Below are 22,871 nucleotides of genomic sequence, written 5' to 3' on the forward strand. Positions count from 1 at the left end.
TGTTGTTTTTTATATATTATCAGTTTTTTATTAATATTATTATCTATGTTATTTTAAAATTATTTCAAAAGTACCATTTTTTCTACAGCTGTAGCACTTCCTTTGCATTTTTCTTGATTTTGACTCTTTGCAAATATCTTAAAAATATACGTACCTTTTGCAACTGTATCACCAAAATCATCTTTTCCGTCCCATTCTATAGCCTGACGTGGCGTTCTAAAGCCCTGCAGGAACGGTTCAGCAACAACTGCTTGTGATAAAGTTCTCACCAATTTTCCGGTTATTGTATAAATTTGAACGTTTACATCCAGAATATCATCACAATTATGCTCAAATTGTATATACGTTTTGTTCGTAAAAGGATTCGGCCAGTTCAGTGGTCTGTTGATGATCAGATGTTGATCGGACTCATCCTTAACTTCAAAATTTAACGTAGCAGTCGTAGAATTATTGTTTATATCCCAAACTTTAAATGTTAATTGATGCTGCCCGATCGCCAAATTTCTGAAAGGATAGGTTACATTACCTTTCTGATAATCTGTCAGACTTGGATTCAGACATCCGTTCCCCTCTCCTGAAGCAAAGAAATCATTCAGAACGATGGTATTGATAATCTGCCCGTCCAGATACACTGTAATGTCGTGCCCGATTCCCGAACCTGTGGAATTGATTCCAGTATCATCGGTTATACAAGCAAGAAGCATCGGATTTTGATCGGTAATACCTCCGTTGGCAAAATTGGTGTTATTCATATATAATTTTACTTTAGGAGGCTCGCTATCATTAATTCCGTTGGGATTAATGTCTCCCACCTGTACAGGCTGATTGTTGAATACGTCAGTAGCTTTATTATCTGCGTAGCCCAGTATTCTACCTTCACCTACTGCATAATTAATATCCTTCGGAACATAAAACTCTACAGTGAATACACCATTTACCGCAGTTCCCGAAGCTTTTACAATAGCGCTTCCTTCTTCTGTATAATTCAAAACAGGTAAGCCGCCATCATTATTCAATGTCTTTTTATTCAGTCTCTTATCAAAAATATTAATGACAACCCGTCCGTTGAAGCTTGTATTAACAGTTCCGTTCGGATTGTTGATGTGTCCTTTTACTTTTACGAAATCCAAACCTCTGATGAGTCCCGGTACCGGAGTTTCTATATTGTCAATGACCAGTAATCTCTGAGGCCTGCTTAATTTCATTGCCGGATCCCCAAGGAAATTTACCTTCAGGTGATTGGAATCACTCCCACGGATTTTTTTAGCATTAAGGTGGGCATTTCCTAAGGACTCGAAATCATCATTAACCAATTTGAAGATCTCCCTGGTATAAAGACCGGTGAAATCTATTCCATAGCCAATTCCTACTGCGCGGCTTGAAGTGATCATCGTAGAAACACCGCCTTGTTTTAATTTGATGAACTGTTCCCCTGCCGAAACCGTGCCCGGTTCATCCCAAAGAGTAAATTCACACGTAATTGTTGAAACGAAAGGGAATCTGCTGTATACATTAGAGAAATTATTGGAGTTCTGAACTTCATCAGACGTCAATACCCTTTCCTGTGCCCATCCGTTAATTCCTCCGTGTCCGAAGTAGAAAAGATATAAGCTGTTTCCGATATCATTGGAGATTGCTTGGTTTACCTGCGGATATCTTTGTCCTCCGGCTGTACTTTGAGCCTGGAAGGCATCCAGATAGAGCTTTCTTACATTATATTCTTTCAGAACATTTCCCGGCTGTTCAAAAATACTTACCAAAGAATTGTTCATGGTGGTATGGAAAGGGATAGGGTTGGCGGCATCTTCATTGTGATCATCATCCACTACAAAATCCAGCTTCATACGCCATTCTCCAAATGGAGTAGACTGGCTCGGCAAAGAATTGTAATACGCTAATGTTTTATCCATCATATTGGTGGCTTCCGTAACATTCGCTGCCGGAATTCTTCCTACGGGCAGGTCCGGAAGATTATTGGTTATAAAGGATGTTGTCTGGGGTTTTGTCATGACAATATAATCGTCAGTAACAAAAGAACTGATGAAGTCATTCGACTCTTCACTCTGATAACTTGAAACTACATTGGTGTTATTGGAAATCCTGTTTTTATAATCATAAGACGTATCTCCCAATATAAATACATACTTTAATCTTCCCAGAGGAGTATTGAGTTTAGTGACAAAATCTCTTACCGCAGTAAGGTCTTTGCTCCCGCTGCCAAATTCTTCGTAGATCTTATTGGCATCAACAATCTGTACATTGTAATTATTTTTAGTCTGATGGTAATTGGCTAATCTCTGAGCCTGTCCCATCATTTCAGGTACTGTAATGATCAGGTAATCCACATTTTGTAAGGAAGACAGATCCTGATTCGCTATTTTGCCTACAATCTGAGGGGTAAAAGCTGCATCGGCCCTGAAAGCTACAAATTCATTATTGAAATTAGGATCAGAAGTAAAATATCCGAAATTGAAAACGGCATTTCCTGTAGCTTTATTTACCCTTCTATTGGCATTGGTGATGTCTGTAACGTCCCATATTTGCTCAATTCCTGAAGCATTGGCAACACTGAAGCCATAATTGGTATTATTACCACTTACCAAAGAAAAATCCCTGAAGTTCATTTGGGTGCCATTAAAGCTCAGATTATCTTTATACTGTACTTCCACATAATCTATATAGAAAACTCCGTTAGGGTTTACGGCGATATTGGGTTTCAGGTTGAATGAAATCTGTGATCCGGATAAATTGGTAATACTTCCGCTATATCTTGCCTGGTAAAAATCAAAAGAATAGCCCGGGGTATTAGCAGGAACAGAAACAGTCAGTGGATTTTGGTTATTAATATCAAATCCAATAGTGTTTTGTTGGGATTTATATCCTACTACCTGTGCTCTGTATCTTATTTCGTCTCCTGCCTGAATAGGTGAAGCTGTGGTAAATGTCACCGTTTTATCTGCAATAAGAGGAGCGTCTTCAACCCAAATTCTTCCTACTTTCAAGAGGTTTTTCTGATCATTATTGATAACCTGGTAATTATCATATCTCGTAATTAAGGAGGCCGGAAGGTTAACGTCTACCGGTTGCACTCTTTTCCCCAATCCTTTATCTACATTGATGTAATAATAAGAGAAATCTTCATAAATGTTTTTAAGGTTATTGCTTCTGTCGTTTCTGGTGTCCTTTCTTTTAAATCCGTTTCCGTTGGTTGTATCGTATAGGTTATATCCATTCGGTCCCTGAGCATAGAAAAGCGCATAATCTCCATCATTCCATACTCCGTCATCTTCGCCTATTACCTGTATGGCATTTTCCTGTAATGCACTATATTTTACATCCTGGTTATGTTCCGGAAGCATGATCCCTCCATTTCCGTAAATTCTGAAATTTTTTGGATTTACGGTTGATGGATTGATTCCAATGTCCTTTAAAAACTGGGTTGTAATTTTGAAAATCCCGGACTTGTCAACTTTTATTTTATAAAAATTTCCACTGGATAGGGGGTTATTGGTAGTTCCAACTTTATAGGTACTCCCAAAGTTGGTAGAAACCGATGTTTCGGAAACTTCAAATGAAGCTAACCGCTGAACCCTTCCTTTTACATTTTTAAAAAGGGAAACGTTAATGCCTGCATATCTTTCTCCTTCCAGATAATAATAAGTGATATCTGCAATATCGTAGTTGGGAAGCAGATCTTTGTTCATGTCATAAAGTTCCTTGCCGGAAACCGTTTCCCACACAGGATTTGAAACTTTTAACTGCTTTTCTCCTATTTTTTGTTTTGTTTGTATAAAAATGTTATTTTGGCTGAAAGAAAATCCTTCATTTTTGAAATTCGGAAGATTTAATTTTGTATCACCGAAGTCCAGAATTTTAGAACCTCCCCATTCAATGGTGGTTCTTTGGGCGTAAATTGCTGATACAAAGAATATTAGAAATAAAATCGCGATTTTTTGTCTCATGTTCGTTTTTGAAATTTCTGAATTACAAAATAAATGAAAATTTTATAATTAAATTATAATACAATAAAATTAATTTGTTATCGTTTTTCAAAAAAATCAAATCTTTACTTGATTTATTGAATAATTTATTTTTTCTTTGTACTTTGAAAATATTTATATCGACTATGAAAAAACTAAAGTTGTTTTCATTAATAGCATTAAGTTCTACACTTGCATTAACCAGTTGTGGTGGATCAGGTACTAGCAAAGGTGGTGGTACTAAAAAATTTGTCAGCAAAACGGGTTGGAAACCAAACGAAAAACAAGGTTGGTTTTTTGCAGGAAAGCAACAAAAGCAGAAAGGTTGGCCGGGAATGGTATATGTAGAAGGTGGAACTTTTACAATGGGATTAGTGAAAGATGATGTTATGCACGATTGGAATAACTCTCCTCGCAGAATGCAGGTAAGTTCTTTCTTCATCGGGGAAACAGAAATTACTAACTATGAATACCGCGAATACCTTACATGGTTGAAGTATGTATTCCCACCAAGCGATCCTAGCTTTAAGGAAATCTATAACGGTGCATTACCTGATACCTTATTGTGGGATAACAAATTATCCAGAAACGATTACAATGAAACGTATTTCCGTTCTCCTGAATTCGACTACTATCCTGTAGTAGGGGTTTCCTGGACTCAGGCAAACAGATATTGCGAATGGCTTACAGACAGAGCGAACGAAAAAGCTTTAATGCAAGCTGGTATCATTGCCAAAGATTTATATATCAATGAATCTAATAACCAGGGAGGAACTGCATTCAACATGGATAAATTCAAATCGAATGATCCTGAAATGCAAGGGTATATCAATGAGCAGAGATTACAGCAAAGAACAGGTTTGAAAACTACAAACCAAAGACTTTTAGCTGCTAACAGAGCTCCAAGTGCAGCAATGGTTCAGAAATTCAGACTTCCAACAGAAGTGGAATGGGAATATGCAGCTCTTGGTATGGCTAAAAACAGAGAATACAACCAGTACTTAGGTAAAAAACCTGAAATCGAAAGACTTAGAGGTACTAAGGGAAGAGATAAAGGAATGTACATGGAAAACTTCAAAATGGGTAGAGGTGACTATTCCGGTATTGCCGGATGGAAAAATGACGGATCTGCAAGAACTTCAGACGTTAGACAATACCCTTCCAATGACTTAGGAATCTATGGTATGTATGGTAACGTTTCTGAATGGACTGCCGACGTTTACAGACCTATCATTGATGAAGACATGAGTGACTTCAACTACTACAGAGGAAACATGCCTCAGGCTATTGTAAGAAACGGTGACGGTACTTATAAAATGGTAGATGAAAGCAGCATTAAATACGACACTTTAGCTGACGGAAGATTGGTTTACAGAAACTTACCTGGACAGTACGAAAGAGAAACTATTGCTGATTACAGAAACTACAGAGATGGTGACAGACAATCTTCTCTTGAGTATTACAGAGCAGGTGATTCTACAACATCTTTCAATATGTACAACGCTCCTACACAAAGATTCGTTGTAGACGGAAGCGGTAGAGTGGTATTGCAGAAAGATACTAAAGAGAGAACATCCGCAATGACGAATGATATCAGAGTAGTAAAAGGAGGTTCTTGGCAGGATACAGCGTATTGGTTGGATCCGGGTCAAAGAAGATATAAAGACCAGAACAGAGCATACGGATGGATTGGATTCCGTGTAGCTCAGGACGCTAGAGTTAGCGATAAAGGTAGAACAAGAAGATAATATTTATCAAAAAATACTTATAAAAAACCTTCCGGATTATCGGAAGGTTTTTTATTTTTGACCTATGAATACAGAACAGTTTTATCCCTTATTTTTAAAGTCCGATAAAGTTACCATAGACAGCAGAAAGATTGAGAAAAATGATGTTTTCTTTGCTTTTTCCGGAGACAATTTCAATGCGGCAACGCTGGCTGATCAAGCGGTGGAAAAAGGGGCTTTAGCGGTAATTGTTGAACAGAAGGGTTTTGAAAATATCAGCAAAAATATTTTTTATGTTCCTTCTACTCTGCAATTTCTTCAGGATTTGGCGGTATATCACAGGAATAAGCTTCAGATCCCGATTATCGGACTTACAGGGAGTAACGGGAAAACAACAACGAAAGAACTGATTCACGCTGTTCTGTCAGAAAAGTATAATGTTCAATATACCATAGGCAATTTAAACAATCATATCGGAGTGCCTTTAACCATTCTTTCCATCAAACCGGAACATGAAATGGCGGTTATAGAAATGGGAGCCAATCATCAAAAAGAAATTGAATTATTATGTACTATTTCTCAACCGGATTATGGGTATATTACCAATTTCGGTAAAGCACATTTGGAAGGATTTGGAGGATTTGAAGGAGTGATCAAAGGAAAATCTGAACTGTACGATTTTCTCATAAGCCACCATCGGACCATTGTGGTGAATGAAAACGATACAATTCAGATGGAAAAAACCAAAGATTATGAGCCGACAGTAACTTTTGGAAAAAATGACTCCGATTATTATTTCGAATCTTTTTCAGAAGAACATTGTGTGGGATTGGTTTATCATGAAACAAAAATACTTTCCAGGCTTACCGGAGAATATAACTTTACCAATCTTTGTGCTGCTGCAAGCCTGGGTCTCCATTTTGGAATCGAAGTAGAAAAGATTAAAAATGCGGTTGAAAATTATGTTCCAACGAATATGCGTTCTCAAATCGTTAAGAAAGGCGATAAAACATTAGTTCTGGATACCTATAATGCCAATCCGAGTTCAATGAGTGCTTCTCTGAGTAACTTTATAACATTTGAAGGCCGTAAAACCATTATCATCGGAGATATGCTGGAACTGGGTGAAGAAAGTGCAAAGGAACATCAGAATATCCTGAAACTGGCTCAGGAATTAGGCTTCGATGAAATTATTACCGTAGGGAAAAACTTTAAAAATGTCAATTCTTCCGCCATTTCTTTTAAAAATACAGCAGATCTGATAGATTATTTAAAGCTTCACAGGATTCAGTCCGAAAATGTCCTGTTAAAAGCTTCGAGAGGAATTTCACTGGAAAAGGCAGCAGAGTTTATTTAATGTTGCTGCTCCAGAATTCTTTAATGATCAGTTCAATATTTTTGAAAGTATTAGGAAAGACCTCATTTTCTATTTGAGAAACATTTTTCCAGGCCACCTCCGTAATTCCTTCCTCGGTTTGCGGTTTGGAAGTATCCTCACCTTTGAAGCTCATATCGAACCAGTGGGTACATTTCAGGATTTTCTCACCGTTCCTTTCAATGTAAATATGATAAGTAGTATTGATGAATTTATTTAGCGTTACATCTTTTAGTCCCGTTTCTTCTTCAATTTCCCTTACTGCGGACTCTTCCCTGGATTCATTTTTTTCCATTTTCCCCTTAGGAAGATCCCATTTGCCAAGTCTTTTGATAAAAAGAATATCGCCGTCAGCATTGCTTACAATGCCACCTGCAGCTTCAATGATTCTAAACAGATTTTGAAATTCTGCCCAGATCTCATCCATATTTTCACCAAAAACATTCAATTCTTTTACAGATGTATTTTCGAGAAGATCCAAAGCGATTTCCAAGCTTGTGACGTTTTCGTATCTAAGCATTTTTTCTAAGTTTTCAGATTGCTTAGACAATAATAATTTTTTTTCGTTCACAAAAACTTTATACATATATTTGTAATAATTAGAATTTAAATACAAAAATAAAAAAATGAATTTAGAAGGACGAAAGATTATTGTCAATAAATCATCTAAAGAGCTTACTGAAATATTAAAATCTCCGGAAAACTATAAAGACTTTATGCCAGATGGTCTTCAAAAATTTGAAACAAGAGAAGACGGTTTTAAATTCGGGTTACAGGGAATGCCGGAAATTGCGTTGAAGATAGATGAGGTAAATGATCAGAAAGCGGTTTTGAAATCTGCAAGTTCAAGTTTGGATTTCTCATTGACGGCAACACTGAATCCTATTAATGAAAACCAGACGGAAGTTCAGATGCTTTTTGAAGGAAAATTCAATCCTTTTATCAAGATGATGGTAGAAAAGCCTTTACAGAATTTCATCAATGCCTTAACGGATAAGATCGAAGCTTATAAATAAAAAAAGAACCTTCAGCAATGAAGGTTTTTTTATACCATAATTCCGGAGCAGTGATCCTTGGAGCTTCCCGTCGCGGAGGAAAAGACATTGATCTCGTTGTTCAGCCTTAAAACCCCCATAAAAGCAAATATCAAGGCCTCTTTATAATCAATAATACCTGGTTCAGGGATGATTATTTCCGCCCGGGTTTTCTCCCTTATTTTCTCAATCAAAAAAGAATTATACGTTCCACCTCCTGTAAACAGAATATTTTTAAGATTATTTTCATTGATAACCCTTGAAATTTGTTGGCTTATATGCTCTGTAAAGGTGGCCATGAAATCTATGTACTCAATATTTTCTATCAAAGGGAAAATATATGTATTGCACCACTCAATTCCCAGAGATTTCGGACGTGAGTGCTTATAAAAATCTAATGAATTAAGAATGTTTAAAATAGAAGTATTTATTTTTCCTTTTCCGGCCAGCTCACCATTTTCATCAAAGCTTTTGTTGAATTGCTGAGCGAGCCTGTTCAAAACAATATTTACAGGGGCAATATCAAAAGCAATCCTTTTTCCATTAGCTTTTAATGAGATATTTGAGAATCCTCCTAAATTGAGACATGCATCATATTGGGAAAAAAGCAATTCGTCTCCGATCGGAACCAGAGGAGCTCCATTTCCCCCCAACAGGACATCCTGCGATCTGAAGTCGTAAACTACAGGAATTCCTGTTTCCAGTTTAATGGCTCTGCCGTCTCCAATCTGTAAGGTAAATTTCTTTTGAGGCTGATGAAAAACCGTATGACCGTGAGAAGAAATCAGGTCGATATGACTAAGTTTATTTTTTTGGATAAATTCCTGAACTTGCCGTCCTAAATAAAAGCCGTATTCAGAGTGCAATTCCAACAGCTCTTCTGCAGAGAGGTAAATAGCGTTTCTGAGTTTATTTTCCCAGGAATCCGGGTAGGGGATGGTTTCCGATTTAAGGATTTCAAAGCTCCAAACCTGTTCGCTTTTTTCGAATCTGGCAAAACAGATATCCAGTCCGTCTAGGCTTGTTCCGGACATTAAGCCGATCGCCTGTGAGATCATCATAGCTTATTTTTGTTTTTCGGTAAGTTGTTGGGTACTGAAATCACCGGAATTATTAAAGAATGTATATTCGGAAAAGTCATCTTTAGCAGTCATTCCGTTAGCTCCTACGAGTGTGGAACCATCTTCCATGGTAACATATACCGTGTCTTTAGTATAAATACGGTTCTTTCTTTGGTCCCAGTAAATGCTTTGCATGGCAAATCGCTGCCCTTCATTGGTAGTGATTCTCACATCGCCTTTAGCTTCATAGAATTTTTTATATTCGAAAATACGCGCATATTTAGCGGTTATTTTCCCGGGAACCTTAGGCTTTTTCTTATCAAAAAACTGGATGTTTATCCCTTTTTTGGCCACTACATACGGACTGTCTATCAGTTCATATTTTTCGATGATGGGAGCAGTAGCCCTCAGGGTTACAAAGCCGGAATCACGTTGGATGATATTGGCATTGTTGATGATCTGTGAAGGAAAGTTTTTATTCTGATTTGCATTTGTTTTGGTAAGGTCTTCTTCACAGGAGGTCAATATAAAAAATATAGCACAACTAAAAAGGTATGCTATATTTTTATATGATATGTTTGATACAAACTTCATTCTAGTTATATAGGGTTTTTCTGAACCATCTGTCAGCAAAGTTAAAGCCTATTCTGAAATTAATGAAATTTTGGTTAATTAAATTATCTTTTAATGTACCACGCTTACCTACTTCCAGTCCGAGTTCAAGACCACTCATTCTTGTAATACTGCTGTTTTTGAATGGAAGAAGAACACCTGCGGAAACCCCGAATTTATTAATATTGTTTCCTGCTATCTTTAAGTTACCTTTTTCATAGAAAGCACCATAGCGGTATACCACTCTTGAAAAATAGCTCCTGAAGTTGTTATAGTTCGGAAGATACCATCCTCCGGCAGAAATCCTGTAAGAATCTTCAAAATCAAAAGTGCTTCCGAAATAAGAAACGGTTTCTCCTTTTTTATAATCTCCCTGAAGGGAAACAAACCATTGGTTTTCACTACCGTATCCAATACCTAAAGAAGCCTGTAATGGTAAAAGGTTTTTAGATTTTGTACTTTTCTGTTCAATGATGGTTTCACCGGCTTTTACGTCTCCCGTAGTATAATAATAGGTACTGTTGGTATAATCAGTCGTCATATTACTTGAATTTCCGAAAGTTGTTGTTGCACCGATGGTGAGCTTACGGTCTGTACTTGTATTTAAATGCTGGTAGCTGGCACCCAGAGTGAAATTGAAGTTCTTGATACTGTTTTTAGTTTCATAACCATTAATTAACTCTGCATTGGAAGAGGCAAGTTCATTGATATCATATAAGTTTCCGAAATATAAGTTAGCTCTTACGCCCACCGCAAATTCCTGGTTGATTTTATATGAAACAGCAGCCTGTGCTGTGTTCAATGTACCGGTTCCTTTGAAACGATTTCGTACTTCGGTTTCCGTACCATCTTCGTTCTTTATAATTTCGGAATGAAGAATATCATAACTTTTTGAACTGTACGGCTGATAGGAAAGTCCCATTTTTACCTTTGGAGACAAAGGAAACGCTAATGAGATATTGGATAAATACGTAGAATGTTTCGTAGACTTCGTATTATTATAATCAGATTTGAAATAATTATTTTCGTTGGTTGCCTCCAGTTTGATGCTTGTAAGTTCAAAATTGGCATTGTTGGCTGGATTGGCAAAGTTAAAGCTACTGGTGAAATCACTTATAAAAGCAGTTGATATACCCCCCATTGAGGTAGTTTCAATCGTATTATCATATTTTACATCTCCAATTCCGTAGGTTGCATAAGGTGAGTTACTTAAACTCTGTGCATTAAGGAAATACCCGACTGATATGAATGATAGTACAAAGATTTTTTTCATTCTATATTTTTAAACAATGCGCAAATATCTTAAATATTAATGAATTGTAAAAATTTCATGAGGTTAAAGTTTGTTAAGGGGAAAAAGACGGATTCTGAATGGCAATAGTCAATTGTGAATGAGAATAATGAATATATTGTAATCAATTGATCATTCACTTGCGAAGCAAAATTCACAGGTCACAAATCTACTCTTTCACAAAATTCTTTATCTTTGAAACATGAATTGGGAGAATATTGCCGGACAAGAAAACCTGAAAAAACTTCTAAAAGATAGTATTGCGGAAAACAGAGTAAGCCATGCCCAGCTTTTTGTAGGAAAAGAAGGCTACGGTACATTACCTCTTGCTTTAGCCTATGCAAAAGAAATTTTAAACGGGGAAAATGAGCACGCCGCTTCAAAAGTTGAGCATCTGAATCATTTAGATCTGCATATTAGCTTTCCTGTGTATACGGACAACAAAAATTCTTTAAGCAAGAATAAGTTTGAAGAATTCAGGGAAATGATTTTAGCATCTCCTTATGCCAGTTATGATGACTGGACTGCATTTCTGGATTCTGAGAACAAGCAGCTTTTTATTTCTGCAGATGAAATAGATGATCAGAATCAAAAGTTTTCACTCAAAAGTTTTGAAGGTGGAACCAAAATCCTGATTGTCTGGAGAGCTGATAAAATGAATATTTCCGCTTCGAATAAGTTCCTTAAGTTTCTGGAAGAACCGCCGGCGAAAACCCTTATCCTTCTTACCGCCGAAAACACCAATGATATTCTTCCCACCATCCTTTCCAGGACCCAGATAGTGGAAGTTCACAGAATCAATGACGAAGACCTGGAAAAATATATCCGGACCCATTTTTCCGTTTCAGAAGAAAAAGCGAAGGAAATTATCCATGAAGCCCAGGGAGACCTAAATGAAGCTGTAAAGCTTCTTAATTCCGGGAATAAGAATGATGAATTCGAAAAATTATTCATTCAATGGGTACGTGATGCCTTTCAGGTGAAAAAGAAACCTGAATTCCTTAAAAATATTATTTTCTGGGCCAGGGAAATATCGGGGTGGAACAGAGAAAAACAAAAAAACTTTCTTAATTATTGCTCTGAAATCTTTAGACTGGCCTTGCTTCAGAACTATCAATCAGAAAGCCTGGTGTATAAGAAAATTGATGCGAACGGTTTCAATTGGACGGGCTTTTCCAAATTTATTAGCGGCGGCAATATTGAGAGCATCTTAGAAGAGATCAACACCGCCGATCTTCATTTGACCAGAAATGGAAATCCGAAAATTATCTGGACGGATTTAGGAATAAAATTATCAAGATATATTCATAAAAATACATAAAAATAGTCCTGAATATTCAGGACTATTATGTTACTATTAAGCAGCTTTCTTTACTTTTGCCGCTGTTTTCGTCTTAGGTTTGCTGTTTTCAGCTGTTTTTGATTTGGAATCGCAAGATTTGTGATGATCACCACATGCTTTTTTATCTTGTACTGAGCATTCTTTTTTGTCTTTACCTGCACAACATCCTGCCTTAGGTGTTTCCTGTGCAAAGCTGAAGGTAAACAATCCTGCAACCGCTAAAACGGAAATAAATTTTTTCATAATTCTATAATTTTTTATCTGAAGTCAAATATAATAATTTCAGTGAGTTGTATTAACAAAAAATTAAAAATAAATTAAAAATCAATCAATCGTTTGATTTGTTTAAAAAAGTTGTGTAAATTTGCCCCCTGAAAAAATAGAAGTGAAATGATTTCAAAAGAAGAAAATATATTATTTGCTGCAGAAAAGCTTTTTGCTGAAAAGGGCTTTGAAGGCACTTCCACCAGGGAGATTGCCAAGGCGGCCCAGGTGAATATTTCTATGATTTCCTATTATTTCGGTTCAAAAGAAAAATTATATGAGAAGCTGGTTGAATACAGGATGAATGAAGGACAATTTTTTTCAAAAGATATTTTGGAAAGAACCGATATCAATGAATGGGAAAAAATAGAAAAGATTGTGGAACAGTTTACCGGAAGAGTAAGAAACCATAAATGTTTTTACAGGATCATGCAAAGGGAACAGTTGTATACGGAAAATCCCCAGATCGTAGAATTCCTCAAACAAACCAAAATGGGATTTATCACCATGTACTCAAGAGTATTGGAGAGCGGACTGAAAAAAGGAATTTTCACTAAAAATCCTCCCATCTATTTACTCCATGCCACAGTGAGCGGAACTTTGTTTTATGCTTCCAATGCCAAAGAAATGTATAAAGAATTTCTTCATAATACGGAGGAGGAGGAAACTTTTGATGAAAAATACTACACAGAACTTAAAAACCATATAAAATACTTACTAAAAGACCTTTTAGGTTATGAAGAGAATAAATAACTCAGTCATTGCCATATTCTTTTTTATAGGAATTGCCAATGTGAATGCCCAGGAGAAAAAACAACTTACGTTGGATGAAGCTGTACAGATGGGAATTCAGAACAGTAAAAATCTTAAGATTGATGCTGCTAAAATTGAAGAAGCTACGGCTGATCTTCTTGAAGCTAAAAACAAACAGCTTCCGGATCTTAAATTATCAGGAAGTTATATGCGTCTCACCAATGCAAAGGTTGATCTGAAATTTTTAGGAGAGTCCGGCGCCGGTAACGGCGAAATGGCAGCTCCGAAATCTGTATTTCTGGGACAGGCAAGCTTATCCATGCCATTGTACGCCGGGGGAAGAATCAAATACGGAATTGAATCAGCGAAATATCTGGTAGAAGCTGCAAAACTAAGCACAGAGAACGATAAAGTTGCTATTGCCTATAATGTGGCACAAGCTTATAATAACTTATTCAAAGCGAGCCAGTCCATAAAAGTGCTGGAAGAAAACCTTACGGCTTCCGAAAAAAGAGATGAAACCTTCCTTAAGCTGGAAAATAACGGAGTGATTGCCAGAAATGACCGCTTAAAGGCAAATCTTCAGACTTCTAATATTGAGCTTCAGCTTCTTGAAGCCAAAAACAATTACAACATTGCCAATATCAATATGGACTTATTGTTGGGGCTCCCGGAGACTACAGAACTGGAAGTTGATCCCAACTATATTGAAGAAATCCAGGAAACCCAACCTGTAAGCTATTATCTTAATGAAGCCCAGCAAAACCGAAAAGACCTGCTTGCCTTGGATCAGCAGAGAAAAGCAGCAGCATTGGGAACTAAGGCGGCAAAAGCTGAAAATTATCCTACAGTGGCATTAACGGGTGGTTACGTTGCTGCAGATGCCCCGAAATTCATCACCATTTATAATGCGGTAAATGTAGGAGTAGGCGTTTCTTATAATCTGGCGAACCTTTGGAAGCAAAACTCAGCTTTAAAGCAATCTCATGCAAGAGAGATGCAGCTGGATGCTACCAACGAATTATTGAATGATAATATCAAGCTTGAAGTCAACAAGGAATATCAGAATGCAGATTATTCAAAACAGAGAATTGCCGTTTTTGAAAAATCAGCATTACAGGCTAATGAGAATTACAGGATTACCAAGAATAAATTTGATAATGGTTTGGCTACCATGACTGAACTTTTAGATGCGGATGCCGCACAGATCTCGGCTAATGTGGGAGTGATTAATGCAAAAGCTGATGCCGCCTTAGCCTACAGAAAACTATTACAGACAACAGGAACTTTAACAATTAAATAAGAACGATACCCAAATGGAAAATAATAATACACAGGCAATCGAACCTAAAAAGAAAAAAAGTTTAGTCTTTCCCATCATTTTAGCTGCTGTAGTAATCGGAGGCGGAATTTACGGTTACAGAGCCTATTCTTATGGTCAGACTCATGAAGAAACCGATGATGCGCAGATTGCTTCCAATATGGCCCCGGTAATTTCTAAAATTTCCGGTTATGTGGCAGAAGTAAAAGTAAAGGATAACCAGTTTGTGAAAAAAGGGGATACTCTTGTTATTTTAGATAACAGAGATCAGAAGATGGCATTGCAACAGGCTGAAGCAGCCCTGGCTACTGCAAAGAGCAATATTTCTACGGCACAGGCAACCACTACGGCAACTTCTAAAAATATCAATACTTCGGAAGCGGCTGTTGCCACTGCGAATGCCCAGATAGAAGCAGCAAAGGTAAATGTATGGAAAACGTCTCAGGATCTGAAAAGATATAGCAATCTTGTAAAAGACCATTCTATTACAGAACAACAATATGAACAGGCTTTAGCAGCTAAGCAGTCTGCAGATAAACAATTACAGGTTCTCGTGGATCAGAGAAACCAGATTGCCCAGCAAACAAGTGCAGCTTCATCACAAACAGTGGCAAGTTCTCAACAAATCAATGTGGCGAGCTCTGTGGCTAAACAAAGAGAAGTAGATGTGGAAAATGCAAGGCTTAACCTGTCTTATACGGTAATTGTTGCTCCTGAAGACGGGTATGTAGGAAAAGTTCCGATCCAGACCGGACAATATTTGCAGGCCGGTGCCCAATTGTTCAGCCTAGTGAAAAATGATCAGAAATGGATTGTTGCCAACTTCAAGGAAACACAGGTGGATAAAATGGTTGAAGGACAAAAAGTGAAAATTGAAATTGATGCTTTTCCTGATAGCAAGTTTGACGGAGTAGTGGCATCTTTCTCTCCTGCAACCGGTGCTACATTCTCCATTCTTCCGCCGGATAATGCAAGTGGAAACTTCGTGAAAGTAGTCCAGAGGCTTCCTGTGAAAATTGATTTCGTAAACCTTGATAAAAATATTGCCAAAAAGCTGAGAACAGGAATGAATGTGAAAGCTGAGGTGATATTGAACTAACATTAAAAATTGTAAAAGGTCAATTAACTTCGTTGTCAATAGTGAATTGCTTTACTATCAATATAAAATATGTAGTTGTATAATTAATTCACTATTCACTTGCATAGCAAAATTCACCATTGACTTTTTTTACATAATAACAAACTTATGCAAGATTCATTAGTAGAATATGGAGCCCGCAGAGTCATCATTACCATCACGGCTATTCTTTGTGCTTTGCTTGAAATTGTAGACTCCACCATTGTAAACGTCGCCCTGAACGAAATGAAGGGTAACCTGGGGGCTACACTTTCCGAAGTGGGCTGGGTAATTACAGCTTATGCTATTGGGAACGTAATCATTGTTCCTATGACGAGCTGGCTTTCGCAGCAGTTCGGACGTAGGAATTATTTTGCGGCTTCCATTATCATATTTACAGTATTTTCATTTCTGTGTGGAAACGCCACCAATATCTGGGAACTGGTATTTTTCAGGCTGATGCAGGGGATTGGCGGGGGAGCTTTACTGGTGACCTCGCAAACGATCATCACCGAATCGTATCCTATTGAAAAAAGAAGTATGGCACAAGCTATTTATGGCTTAGGAGTGATCATCGGCCCTACTTTGGGTCCGCCATTGGGAGGTTATATTGTGGATAATTACAGCTGGCCCTATATTTTCTACATCAATATTCCGATCGGGATTGCAGCAACATTAATGACACTTCAGTTTGTAAGAAGCCCTAAATATGCAGAAAAGCGTAAGATTTCAGATGTAGATTGGCTGGGGATTGCTTTATTGGCGCTTACGGTGGGCTCATTACAGTTTATTCTGGAAAGAGGGCATGAAGAAGACTGGTTTGAAAGTGGAATGATTGTAACGTTCACTACAACAGCCGTTATTGGATTCATACTTTTCCTTTGGCGGGAACTCACGTTCAAATATCCGATTGTGGAACTGCGGGTATTGAAAAACGGAAATTTAAGGATTGGTACCTTCATGTCATTCGTTTTAGGATTCGGATTATATGGCTCCACCTTCATTGTTCCGCTATATACGCAAAGTATTTTAGGATGGACAGCCCTTCAGTCGGGAGCTTTGATGATTCCTGCTGCCTTAACAACCGCTTTCATGATGCCCATCATAGGGAGATTGCTTACAAAAGGAGCTAAACAGCAGATTTTAGTATCTTTAGGATTATTTATCTTCTTTATCTATAGTTTCTGGGGATATAAAATCCTTACGCCTGATACGGGCAAAGATGCCTTCTTCTGGATGTTGATCGTAAGAGGGGCAGGATTAGGATTGCTTTTCATTCCGATTACTTCTTTATCTCTAAGTACATTGAAAGGACAGGAAATCGGGCAGGGTGCTGCATTTACAGGGATGATGAGGCAGCTCGGAGGTTCGTTCGGGATTGCTGCGATCACTACATTTATTGCGAACGAAAGTCAGAAACACAGAGTGAATTTACTTTCCCATCTTGACATCAACAGCTTTGATGTACAGCAAAGGCTGAATGGTTTGAAGGCAAGCTTTGTTGCGAAGGGAATGACACCTGATGCGGCTATGAATGCGGCTTATAAAATTCTGGACCTATCGGTCACTAAACAGGCAACGGTACTTTCCTATATGGATGTATTCCTTTATCTGGGTGTTATATTTCTGGTTTGTATTCCGTTTATCTTGTTTATAAAAGAACGGAAAAGCAAACAGAAGCTAGATTTAAGTGAAGCGATGCACTAAACATACAAAGCCTCCGGATTTCCGGAGGCTTTTTTGTGACAATGTAAGTTTAATGTCTCTCTACTGACATACAGTTGTCAAAAAATGAGTTTATCTTTACCCGTCTAAAGAATTTTAATTAATACTGAAAATATATTGTCATGAGTTATTGTTTGGCCATAGATGGAATGCAGCCGGAAAGCAGGAAAGAGCTACATAAAAACTATCACGATAATCATTATGGATTTCCTATTCATGATGATAACGAATTGTTCGGAAGACTGATTATGGAAATTAATCAGGCCGGACTGAGCTGGGAAACGATCTTAAAAAAAGAAAAAGGTTTTAGGAACGCTTACAGTAATTTCGATATACAGAAAATTGCCGCTTACACGGAAAAAGACAGGGAAAGACTTCTGAATGATCCTGAGATTATCAGAAATAAACTCAAAGTAAATGCAGCGATTGAAAATGCGAAAACTGTTCTTGAACTTCAGAAAGAGTTCGGTTCCTTTGAAAAATGGCTCGAACATCATCATCCTGCAACTCTTCAGGATTGGATGAAACTTTTTAAGAAAACCTTTAAGTTCACCGGTGGGGAAATTGTCAATGAGTTTTTAATGAGTATTGGTTATCTGGAAGGAGCTCACAAAGAAACCTGCCCGGTTTATAAAGACATTTTACAGCATAAGCCCATGTGGAAAAAGAAATAAAAAACCTCCGGAATTTCCGGAGGTTTTTTGTGGGCAATAATCAATTAATTATATCAAATAAGTCTAGTTAGATATTTTTACAATTCTTTCGGATAATAGTTCCTCTATTTTTCTTTTTTCGTTATGGGAAAAGCAGTGTATGGAGAAGTTCAGCTTGGAGACTTCGCTTGAATTTTTAACATGGATGCTCAAGGTATTTTTATTGATTTTAAAATCATTGATATAGTCATAAGGAATGTCCAGATGCCTTTTAGTGCTCATTATGCTGTGGTTGAGAATATTCTGTTCTCTTATCAACAGATTTTCCGGTAAAATATCCAATTTCAGATAAGATAATTTCACGGTTACAGATATAAAAATTAACAAAGCCAGTAAAAGAATAATGAATATCTGACTATACATATTATTGTATTCTATGATAAAAAAAACTGACAAAAGCATATACAGTAAAATGGCTACTGAAATGGAAAGTATGTTTTTCCGGATGACAGTATTCCTGTTGTTCTTTTTCATTTTGATCGGAGTAGTTTAGTATGATATAGGTTTAGATTTTAAATTACGTTTTTGGATGCTGAAGACCAGTCTTCAGTAATGCGGATTCTGTCATGCTCCGGGCCAATGAATCTTGTTTTGGAGTGCTGTATCTTGAGTACAGAGGATGAAGTAAAGCTGTTTTTCATAATTTTTTAATTTGATATTGAATTACGGGTATATTTTGTAAATATCTAATAGGTGTGAATTAATTCTTGGTTTTTAAATAATAATTTCTAGTTATGATTCATTATTTAGTCTCTGATTCTTTATATTAACTAAATATTAATCGACTTATTATATGGGATTATCATAAAATTTAAATTTTAACTTTTGTTTAGAAATAGGTTGTAAATTTTGATATTAAAAATAGTAGGGGATTATTTAAAAAAATATTAACTCTGTAATTCAAAGTTCTTTGCTTATTAAAATTATTATGAATCTATTATCTACTTTTGACCGTATTCATTTCCAGGCAAAACATAACCGGTGGTTACGGTACTTTACAGTTTTTAACCGTATTGCTTTGGCGGCAGGTTTCCTGCCTTCCGGATTTGTAAAAATAATGGGAGAACGGTTTACAGCCTTATCCTCTAATCATCCGATGGGGCACTATTTGCAGGTCTTATTTGAAACAGGCTATTATTATCCGTTTATAGGCGTAATCCAAGTGACGGCTGCTATTTTTTTACTGATACCTCGAACCGCAACATTAGGAGCCCTGATTTATTTTCCGATAATTCTGAATATTTGCGTTCTGTCATTATCCGTACGGTTCGATGGCTCTCTGGTTTCATCACCCTTAATGGTTCTTGCCAATTTGTATCTGCTTTGCTGGGATTATGACAAACTAAAAATTATTCTGCCGTTCAGCCAGCCTATACAAAAACCGAAACAGCTGAATAATCAGTTTCCGGTTGTATTTTTTGCCGGAGTTTTTTTGGCAGTTCTTACGGTAGGGTTTACCCTTACGAATGTTTATGATATTAAGCCCAGAAATACATGGTCAGATTGTACAAGTCAATTTAAAAACAACGATCCGGTCATAAAAAAAGCCGGCGAACATTTTTGTGATTGCATCCATAAAAAAGGAAAACCATTGAATACTTCTATTGATGAGTTTGAAAGGACGGTAAAGAAAGCAGGAATTAAATAAAAGAAGCCTCTGAATTTCAGAGGCTTCTTTTTGAGTATAACAAACGTAAAGTTCTTATGTAAGATTTGCCGGCAATAGCCTGAGCTTCTTTTCCTCCAAAAATAAAAAACTGATAATCTGGATTTTCATTTTGTAGCCTTTCAAATTTTTTCTCACTGATGCTTTTACCATCAAAGAAATAATAATCAGGGGGTTGATCTTGCATAATTGAAATCCCTCCTAAATAATGCTGCACTGGTTCTATAATAAACACTTTATCATTAATTGTTTCATTTTTTGTAAATAATATAGATTGATTTTCATACAAATCCGCATCTATTACATTGGGTACTTTTCTTTCAGGATTTGATCTGATTTTTTCATTCAGCGTATCAAAGTTGAAAGACAGAACATTTCGTTTGGAAATAAGATCACTCGGTATTTCTAAAGAAAAATAACCATTTTCGTCCGTAAAGGTTTTGATATATTGAGTTTTATGAATAAAAATTACTTCCGCATTGGGAATTTCTTTTTTGCTGTTTTTAAAAATAAGTTTTCCTGACAACATTGTCAAGTTTGATGTATTCTGTTCTGTTGTAACAAAGGTATGGGCGGTCGTCTGTGCCTGCGAAAACGTAAGGTTAGTGATTAAAATAACTCCGGTTGCTATTTTTGAAAATGATACTGGTAATTTACCACAGACCTCTTTGCCGTTTGCCTGATTAAAAATATCCTGGACTTCCTGTTCGGTCTTCTCTGTAAAGTCAACTACGTGCTTAGAACATATATCACAAAATTTTCCATGAAGCGAACTTTGCATATGGTCCCAATTTTCAGTACAGGGTTTATGAATGTTTAATTTCATCGGTTTTTTCAATACCACCAAATTACATAAATTTTTACATACCTCTCATTGCTTAAACAAGAATTTTATGTTCCTTTCCCCATTTTTCAAGTTCTTCAATAATGGGTTTCAATTGATGCCCGATAGGAGTGAGCTCATATTCAACACGCGGAGGAACTTCTGCATAAACGGTTCTGGTGATAATCTTGTTCTCTTCCAGTTTGCGGAGCTGAAGAGTAAGCATACGTTCCGTAATATTCGGAAGCTTTTTTCTTAATTCTCCAAATCTCAATTTTCCGTTAATGAGATAACAGCAGATCGCTAAAGACCATTGTCCGCCGATAATATTGGACGCATATACTTCAGGACATTCATCAGCAAGAGCTTTTTTATTCGCGAAATGGGTTGAATTTTCCTTTATTTTAGTCATTACTTACATTTTTTATAGTACCCTACAATGGGTAGCTAATATCCGGAATCTAAGTTACATCTATTATTTTTGTCAAAAGAATTTTAAAGAATGAAAACATTAATTATAGTTACTCATCCTGATATCGAAAACTCAGTAATCAATAAAAGGTGGATCGATGAGCTGAAAAAATCTCCGGATAAATACACCATTCATCAATTGTATCAAACCTATCCTGATGGAATCATTGATGTTCAGAGAGAACAGGAATTAATAGAATCTTATGATAAAATCATATTCCAGTTTCCCTTTTACTGGTTCAGCAGTCCGCCGCTTTTGAAAAAATGGTTCGATGAGGTGCTTTTATACGGTTGGGCCTACGGAAGCAAGAGTGGCTATAAAGCAGGTGGGAAGAAAATAGCTTTGGCGATTACCACAGGAATTGATGAGGACGCCTACAGCGCATCGGGGAAATATAAATACACCATGAAAGAGCTTACTACTCCCTTCGAATTGGCTTTTGAATACATCAAGGCGGACTATAAAGGAGTTTTTGCCTATTACGATATCGAACGTAATGCTTCCGAAGAATGGATTGAGAGAAGTGTTCCTATGTATCTGGGATTTATTGAACGGTTGAATTAGTTTAGTGGCGAAATTTGGAGTTTAGTTTTTTGAAATATATTTTTCTAGTTCAAGTGCTTGATCCTTGAAATATTCTTTGAATTTAGAAGATAATTTTCCATCTGTAAACTTTATAATGGTATAACTGCTGTCAAAAGCAATAATTTCCAGATAAGATTTTTCAATCAAAAATTTATCGTTTTCCCAAACAGCCATATCTTCGGCGGATAATTTTGAAATTAAGTTTAAATTCAGTTCAGTATTTTTAGGAACCGCCGAAATAATTCCCCATATAATTTGAGTCCGGGAATTAAAAAGTATTTCAAACTGTTTTGTGTTTAGTATAAAAGTATCTTGATCAAAATGAATTGGAATTGTATCATCACTAATAAAATCAAGGTCAGTTAATATCCAGTCATACTCTTTGAGATCCTCCCAAACTGGTCTTAGAATTTCATTTAAATTAGTATGCAATTTTACAATTTTTGTACTTCTTATTATCCAGTTCATTTAATCACTATTTTTTAAGGCAGTATTTATCCTTTTTTCTGCTTCTTCTTTTGTAATTCCATTGTAAAAGTCATGTACGAGTTGATGTTCGTAATCTCGATGTGGATAGATCAGAGGTCGTCCAATGGTATTGTTTACTTCAACTGTTGCAGGAATATTTACAGTAAATTCATAATCTGGTAAATAATTGGAAAACCAACCAAAATAAGTAGCTTCAAATTCTTTATTGTTATAGTTTTCAACAAATTCATCAAAGCTCTTTTCACTCAATGTAACCCATACACCATAATCAAGATCCTGACAGCTATCTATAACTTTCTGAACAAAAACTACGCGTATGAACCGATCAGTTTGTTCAGGATATTCAATGATACAGAAATCTGAAGTAAGTTCTGAATACTCTAGTTCCTCTTCCGTTAAGTCCAGATAAGGAGAAGGTGAAGAGTAGGCAATTGCGGGCCATTCATCATGTTCTTTTCCACAACATTTACAGGTAAATTTCATATTTGAGTTTTAAAATTACTCTAAAATACTCAAAATTC

General features: G+C 36.6%; 23 protein-coding genes. 11 read left to right on the forward strand and 12 right to left on the reverse strand.

Annotated elements, in window-relative coordinates:
- Window positions 1-59 precede the first annotated feature (59 nt).
- Entirely contained in the window at window positions 60-3,962 is a 3,903-nt protein-coding gene (gene porU, locus BCF58_RS03925; RefSeq protein ID WP_121460477.1) for a type IX secretion system sortase PorU, read from the reverse strand.
- A gap of 164 nt (window positions 3,963-4,126) precedes the next feature.
- Here porU and gldJ point away from each other — a divergent pair, with 164 nt between their 5' ends.
- Window positions 4,127-5,728 (forward strand): gliding motility lipoprotein GldJ, encoded by a 1,602-nt coding sequence (gene gldJ, locus BCF58_RS03930; RefSeq protein ID WP_121460478.1) that lies wholly within the window; start codon window positions 4,127-4,129, stop codon window positions 5,726-5,728.
- 64 nt (window positions 5,729-5,792) lie between these two features.
- Window positions 5,793-7,064 (forward strand): UDP-N-acetylmuramoyl-tripeptide--D-alanyl-D-alanine ligase, encoded by a 1,272-nt coding sequence (locus BCF58_RS03935; protein WP_121460479.1) that lies wholly within the window; start codon window positions 5,793-5,795, stop codon window positions 7,062-7,064.
- On the opposite strand, the gene BCF58_RS03940 is transcribed toward BCF58_RS03935, so the two are convergent.
- Entirely contained in the window at window positions 7,057-7,602 is a 546-nt protein-coding gene (locus tag BCF58_RS03940; protein ID WP_317126232.1) for an NUDIX hydrolase, read from the reverse strand. The genes BCF58_RS03935 and BCF58_RS03940 overlap by 8 nt on opposite strands.
- Window positions 7,603-7,708: 106 nt before the next feature.
- Between BCF58_RS03940 and BCF58_RS03945 the strand changes: the two genes are divergently transcribed.
- A complete protein-coding gene (locus BCF58_RS03945) occupies window positions 7,709-8,098 on the forward strand; it encodes an SRPBCC family protein (RefSeq protein ID WP_121460481.1) in 390 nt (129 codons plus the stop codon).
- A gap of 29 nt (window positions 8,099-8,127) precedes the next feature.
- Here BCF58_RS03945 and BCF58_RS03950 read toward each other — a convergent pair whose 3' ends face one another.
- Genes BCF58_RS03950 through BCF58_RS03960 form a run of 3 tightly spaced genes read right to left on the reverse strand, consistent with a single transcriptional unit; the run spans window position 8,128 to window position 11,062 of the window.
- The gene (locus tag BCF58_RS03950; RefSeq protein WP_121461038.1) at window positions 8,128-9,174 is read right to left on the reverse strand and encodes an anhydro-N-acetylmuramic acid kinase; all 1,047 of its coding nucleotides are present in this window, start codon (window positions 9,172-9,174) and stop codon (window positions 8,128-8,130) included.
- 6 nt (window positions 9,175-9,180) lie between these two features.
- Window positions 9,181-9,771 (reverse strand): LPS export ABC transporter periplasmic protein LptC, encoded by a 591-nt coding sequence (gene lptC / locus BCF58_RS03955; protein WP_121460482.1) that lies wholly within the window; start codon window positions 9,769-9,771, stop codon window positions 9,181-9,183.
- A 1-nt stretch (window position 9,772) separates the two neighbouring features.
- Entirely contained in the window at window positions 9,773-11,062 is a 1,290-nt protein-coding gene (locus tag BCF58_RS03960; protein WP_121460483.1) for a hypothetical protein, read from the reverse strand.
- A gap of 220 nt (window positions 11,063-11,282) precedes the next feature.
- Between BCF58_RS03960 and BCF58_RS03965 the strand changes: the two genes are divergently transcribed.
- Entirely contained in the window at window positions 11,283-12,401 is a 1,119-nt protein-coding gene (locus tag BCF58_RS03965) for a DNA polymerase III subunit (RefSeq protein ID WP_121460484.1), read from the forward strand.
- A gap of 36 nt (window positions 12,402-12,437) precedes the next feature.
- Here BCF58_RS03965 and BCF58_RS03970 read toward each other — a convergent pair whose 3' ends face one another.
- Entirely contained in the window at window positions 12,438-12,665 is a 228-nt protein-coding gene (locus BCF58_RS03970; protein ID WP_121460485.1) for a hypothetical protein, read from the reverse strand.
- A 147-nt stretch (window positions 12,666-12,812) separates the two neighbouring features.
- On the opposite strand from BCF58_RS03970, the gene BCF58_RS03975 reads away from it, so the two are divergent.
- The 5 genes from BCF58_RS03975 (at window position 12,813) to BCF58_RS03995 (ending at window position 18,276) form a co-directional block, all read left to right on the forward strand.
- Window positions 12,813-13,439, forward strand: a complete 627-nt coding sequence (locus tag BCF58_RS03975; RefSeq protein WP_121460486.1) for a TetR/AcrR family transcriptional regulator — start codon at window positions 12,813-12,815, stop codon at window positions 13,437-13,439.
- Window positions 13,423-14,742 (forward strand): TolC family protein, encoded by a 1,320-nt coding sequence (locus BCF58_RS03980; protein WP_121460487.1) that lies wholly within the window; start codon window positions 13,423-13,425, stop codon window positions 14,740-14,742. The genes BCF58_RS03975 and BCF58_RS03980 overlap by 17 nt, the downstream gene beginning before the upstream one ends.
- A gap of 13 nt (window positions 14,743-14,755) precedes the next feature.
- Window positions 14,756-15,859: an HlyD family secretion protein gene (locus tag BCF58_RS03985; RefSeq protein WP_121460488.1), complete on the forward strand. Its 1,104-nt coding sequence runs from the start codon at window positions 14,756-14,758 to the stop codon at window positions 15,857-15,859.
- A gap of 147 nt (window positions 15,860-16,006) precedes the next feature.
- The gene (locus BCF58_RS03990; protein ID WP_121460489.1) at window positions 16,007-17,584 is read left to right on the forward strand and encodes a DHA2 family efflux MFS transporter permease subunit; all 1,578 of its coding nucleotides are present in this window, start codon (window positions 16,007-16,009) and stop codon (window positions 17,582-17,584) included.
- 140 nt (window positions 17,585-17,724) lie between these two features.
- A complete protein-coding gene (locus tag BCF58_RS03995) occupies window positions 17,725-18,276 on the forward strand; it encodes a DNA-3-methyladenine glycosylase I (RefSeq protein WP_121460490.1) in 552 nt (183 codons plus the stop codon).
- 63 nt (window positions 18,277-18,339) lie between these two features.
- On the opposite strand, the gene BCF58_RS04000 is transcribed toward BCF58_RS03995, so the two are convergent.
- A complete protein-coding gene (locus BCF58_RS04000; RefSeq protein ID WP_147462017.1) occupies window positions 18,340-18,789 on the reverse strand; it encodes a hypothetical protein in 450 nt (149 codons plus the stop codon).
- A gap of 38 nt (window positions 18,790-18,827) precedes the next feature.
- A complete protein-coding gene (locus BCF58_RS17640) occupies window positions 18,828-18,956 on the reverse strand; it encodes a hypothetical protein (RefSeq protein WP_262696984.1) in 129 nt (42 codons plus the stop codon).
- Between the two features lie 287 nt (window positions 18,957-19,243).
- Between BCF58_RS17640 and BCF58_RS04005 the strand changes: the two genes are divergently transcribed.
- On the forward strand, window positions 19,244-19,963 hold the full coding sequence (locus BCF58_RS04005) for a DoxX family protein (RefSeq protein ID WP_121460492.1): 720 nt from the start codon (window positions 19,244-19,246) through the stop codon (window positions 19,961-19,963).
- A 16-nt stretch (window positions 19,964-19,979) separates the two neighbouring features.
- Here BCF58_RS04005 and BCF58_RS04010 read toward each other — a convergent pair whose 3' ends face one another.
- Together BCF58_RS04010 and BCF58_RS04015 are read right to left on the reverse strand one after the other, a co-directional pair.
- Window positions 19,980-20,807 carry a peptidase associated/transthyretin-like domain-containing protein gene (locus tag BCF58_RS04010; RefSeq protein WP_121460493.1) on the reverse strand — a complete coding sequence of 276 codons (828 nt, stop codon included), beginning with the start codon at window positions 20,805-20,807 and terminating at the stop codon, window positions 19,980-19,982.
- A gap of 52 nt (window positions 20,808-20,859) precedes the next feature.
- Window positions 20,860-21,216 (reverse strand): winged helix-turn-helix transcriptional regulator, encoded by a 357-nt coding sequence (locus tag BCF58_RS04015; protein WP_121460494.1) that lies wholly within the window; start codon window positions 21,214-21,216, stop codon window positions 20,860-20,862.
- 90 nt (window positions 21,217-21,306) lie between these two features.
- On the opposite strand from BCF58_RS04015, the gene BCF58_RS04020 reads away from it, so the two are divergent.
- Complete coding sequence (locus BCF58_RS04020) at window positions 21,307-21,840, forward strand: NAD(P)H-dependent oxidoreductase (protein ID WP_121460495.1); 534 nt, start codon at window positions 21,307-21,309, stop codon at window positions 21,838-21,840.
- A gap of 21 nt (window positions 21,841-21,861) precedes the next feature.
- On the opposite strand, the gene BCF58_RS04025 is transcribed toward BCF58_RS04020, so the two are convergent.
- Together BCF58_RS04025 and BCF58_RS04030 are read right to left on the reverse strand one after the other, a co-directional pair.
- On the reverse strand, window positions 21,862-22,329 hold the full coding sequence (locus tag BCF58_RS04025; protein WP_121460496.1) for a hypothetical protein: 468 nt from the start codon (window positions 22,327-22,329) through the stop codon (window positions 21,862-21,864).
- The gene (locus tag BCF58_RS04030) at window positions 22,330-22,833 is read right to left on the reverse strand and encodes a DUF2199 domain-containing protein (RefSeq protein WP_121460497.1); all 504 of its coding nucleotides are present in this window, start codon (window positions 22,831-22,833) and stop codon (window positions 22,330-22,332) included.
- Window positions 22,834-22,871: the final 38 nt, after the last annotated feature.

The organism is Chryseobacterium defluvii (assembly GCF_003634775.1).
Lineage (GTDB): Bacteria > Bacteroidota > Bacteroidia > Flavobacteriales > Weeksellaceae > Chryseobacterium > Chryseobacterium defluvii.

Excerpts from the sequence above, each read along its gene's own strand:
- porU (WP_121460477.1), bottom strand. The coding sequence starts at position 3,962 with ATGAGACAAAAAATCGCGATTTTATTTCTAATATTCTTTGTATCAGCA.
- gldJ (WP_121460478.1), top strand. The coding sequence starts at position 4,127 with ATGAAAAAACTAAAGTTGTTTTCATTAATAGCATTAAGTTCTACACTT.
- BCF58_RS03935 (WP_121460479.1), top strand. The coding sequence starts at position 5,793 with ATGAATACAGAACAGTTTTATCCCTTATTTTTAAAGTCCGATAAAGTT.
- BCF58_RS03940 (WP_317126232.1), bottom strand. The coding sequence starts at position 7,602 with ATGCTTAGATACGAAAACGTCACAAGCTTGGAAATCGCTTTGGATCTT.
- BCF58_RS03945 (WP_121460481.1), top strand. The coding sequence starts at position 7,709 with ATGAATTTAGAAGGACGAAAGATTATTGTCAATAAATCATCTAAAGAG.
- BCF58_RS03950 (WP_121461038.1), bottom strand. The coding sequence starts at position 9,174 with ATGATCTCACAGGCGATCGGCTTAATGTCCGGAACAAGCCTAGACGGA.
- lptC (WP_121460482.1), bottom strand. The coding sequence starts at position 9,771 with ATGAAGTTTGTATCAAACATATCATATAAAAATATAGCATACCTTTTT.
- BCF58_RS03960 (WP_121460483.1), bottom strand. The coding sequence starts at position 11,062 with ATGAAAAAAATCTTTGTACTATCATTCATATCAGTCGGGTATTTCCTT.
- BCF58_RS03965 (WP_121460484.1), top strand. The coding sequence starts at position 11,283 with ATGAATTGGGAGAATATTGCCGGACAAGAAAACCTGAAAAAACTTCTA.
- BCF58_RS03970 (WP_121460485.1), bottom strand. The coding sequence starts at position 12,665 with ATGAAAAAATTTATTTCCGTTTTAGCGGTTGCAGGATTGTTTACCTTC.
- BCF58_RS03975 (WP_121460486.1), top strand. The coding sequence starts at position 12,813 with ATGATTTCAAAAGAAGAAAATATATTATTTGCTGCAGAAAAGCTTTTT.
- BCF58_RS03980 (WP_121460487.1), top strand. The coding sequence starts at position 13,423 with ATGAAGAGAATAAATAACTCAGTCATTGCCATATTCTTTTTTATAGGA.
- BCF58_RS03985 (WP_121460488.1), top strand. The coding sequence starts at position 14,756 with ATGGAAAATAATAATACACAGGCAATCGAACCTAAAAAGAAAAAAAGT.
- BCF58_RS03990 (WP_121460489.1), top strand. The coding sequence starts at position 16,007 with ATGCAAGATTCATTAGTAGAATATGGAGCCCGCAGAGTCATCATTACC.
- BCF58_RS03995 (WP_121460490.1), top strand. The coding sequence starts at position 17,725 with ATGAGTTATTGTTTGGCCATAGATGGAATGCAGCCGGAAAGCAGGAAA.
- BCF58_RS04000 (WP_147462017.1), bottom strand. The coding sequence starts at position 18,789 with ATGAAAAAGAACAACAGGAATACTGTCATCCGGAAAAACATACTTTCC.
- BCF58_RS17640 (WP_262696984.1), bottom strand. The coding sequence starts at position 18,956 with ATGAAAAACAGCTTTACTTCATCCTCTGTACTCAAGATACAGCACTCC.
- BCF58_RS04005 (WP_121460492.1), top strand. The coding sequence starts at position 19,244 with ATGAATCTATTATCTACTTTTGACCGTATTCATTTCCAGGCAAAACAT.
- BCF58_RS04010 (WP_121460493.1), bottom strand. The coding sequence starts at position 20,807 with ATGAAATTAAACATTCATAAACCCTGTACTGAAAATTGGGACCATATG.
- BCF58_RS04015 (WP_121460494.1), bottom strand. The coding sequence starts at position 21,216 with ATGACTAAAATAAAGGAAAATTCAACCCATTTCGCGAATAAAAAAGCT.
- BCF58_RS04020 (WP_121460495.1), top strand. The coding sequence starts at position 21,307 with ATGAAAACATTAATTATAGTTACTCATCCTGATATCGAAAACTCAGTA.
- BCF58_RS04025 (WP_121460496.1), bottom strand. The coding sequence starts at position 22,329 with ATGAACTGGATAATAAGAAGTACAAAAATTGTAAAATTGCATACTAAT.
- BCF58_RS04030 (WP_121460497.1), bottom strand. The coding sequence starts at position 22,833 with ATGAAATTTACCTGTAAATGTTGTGGAAAAGAACATGATGAATGGCCC.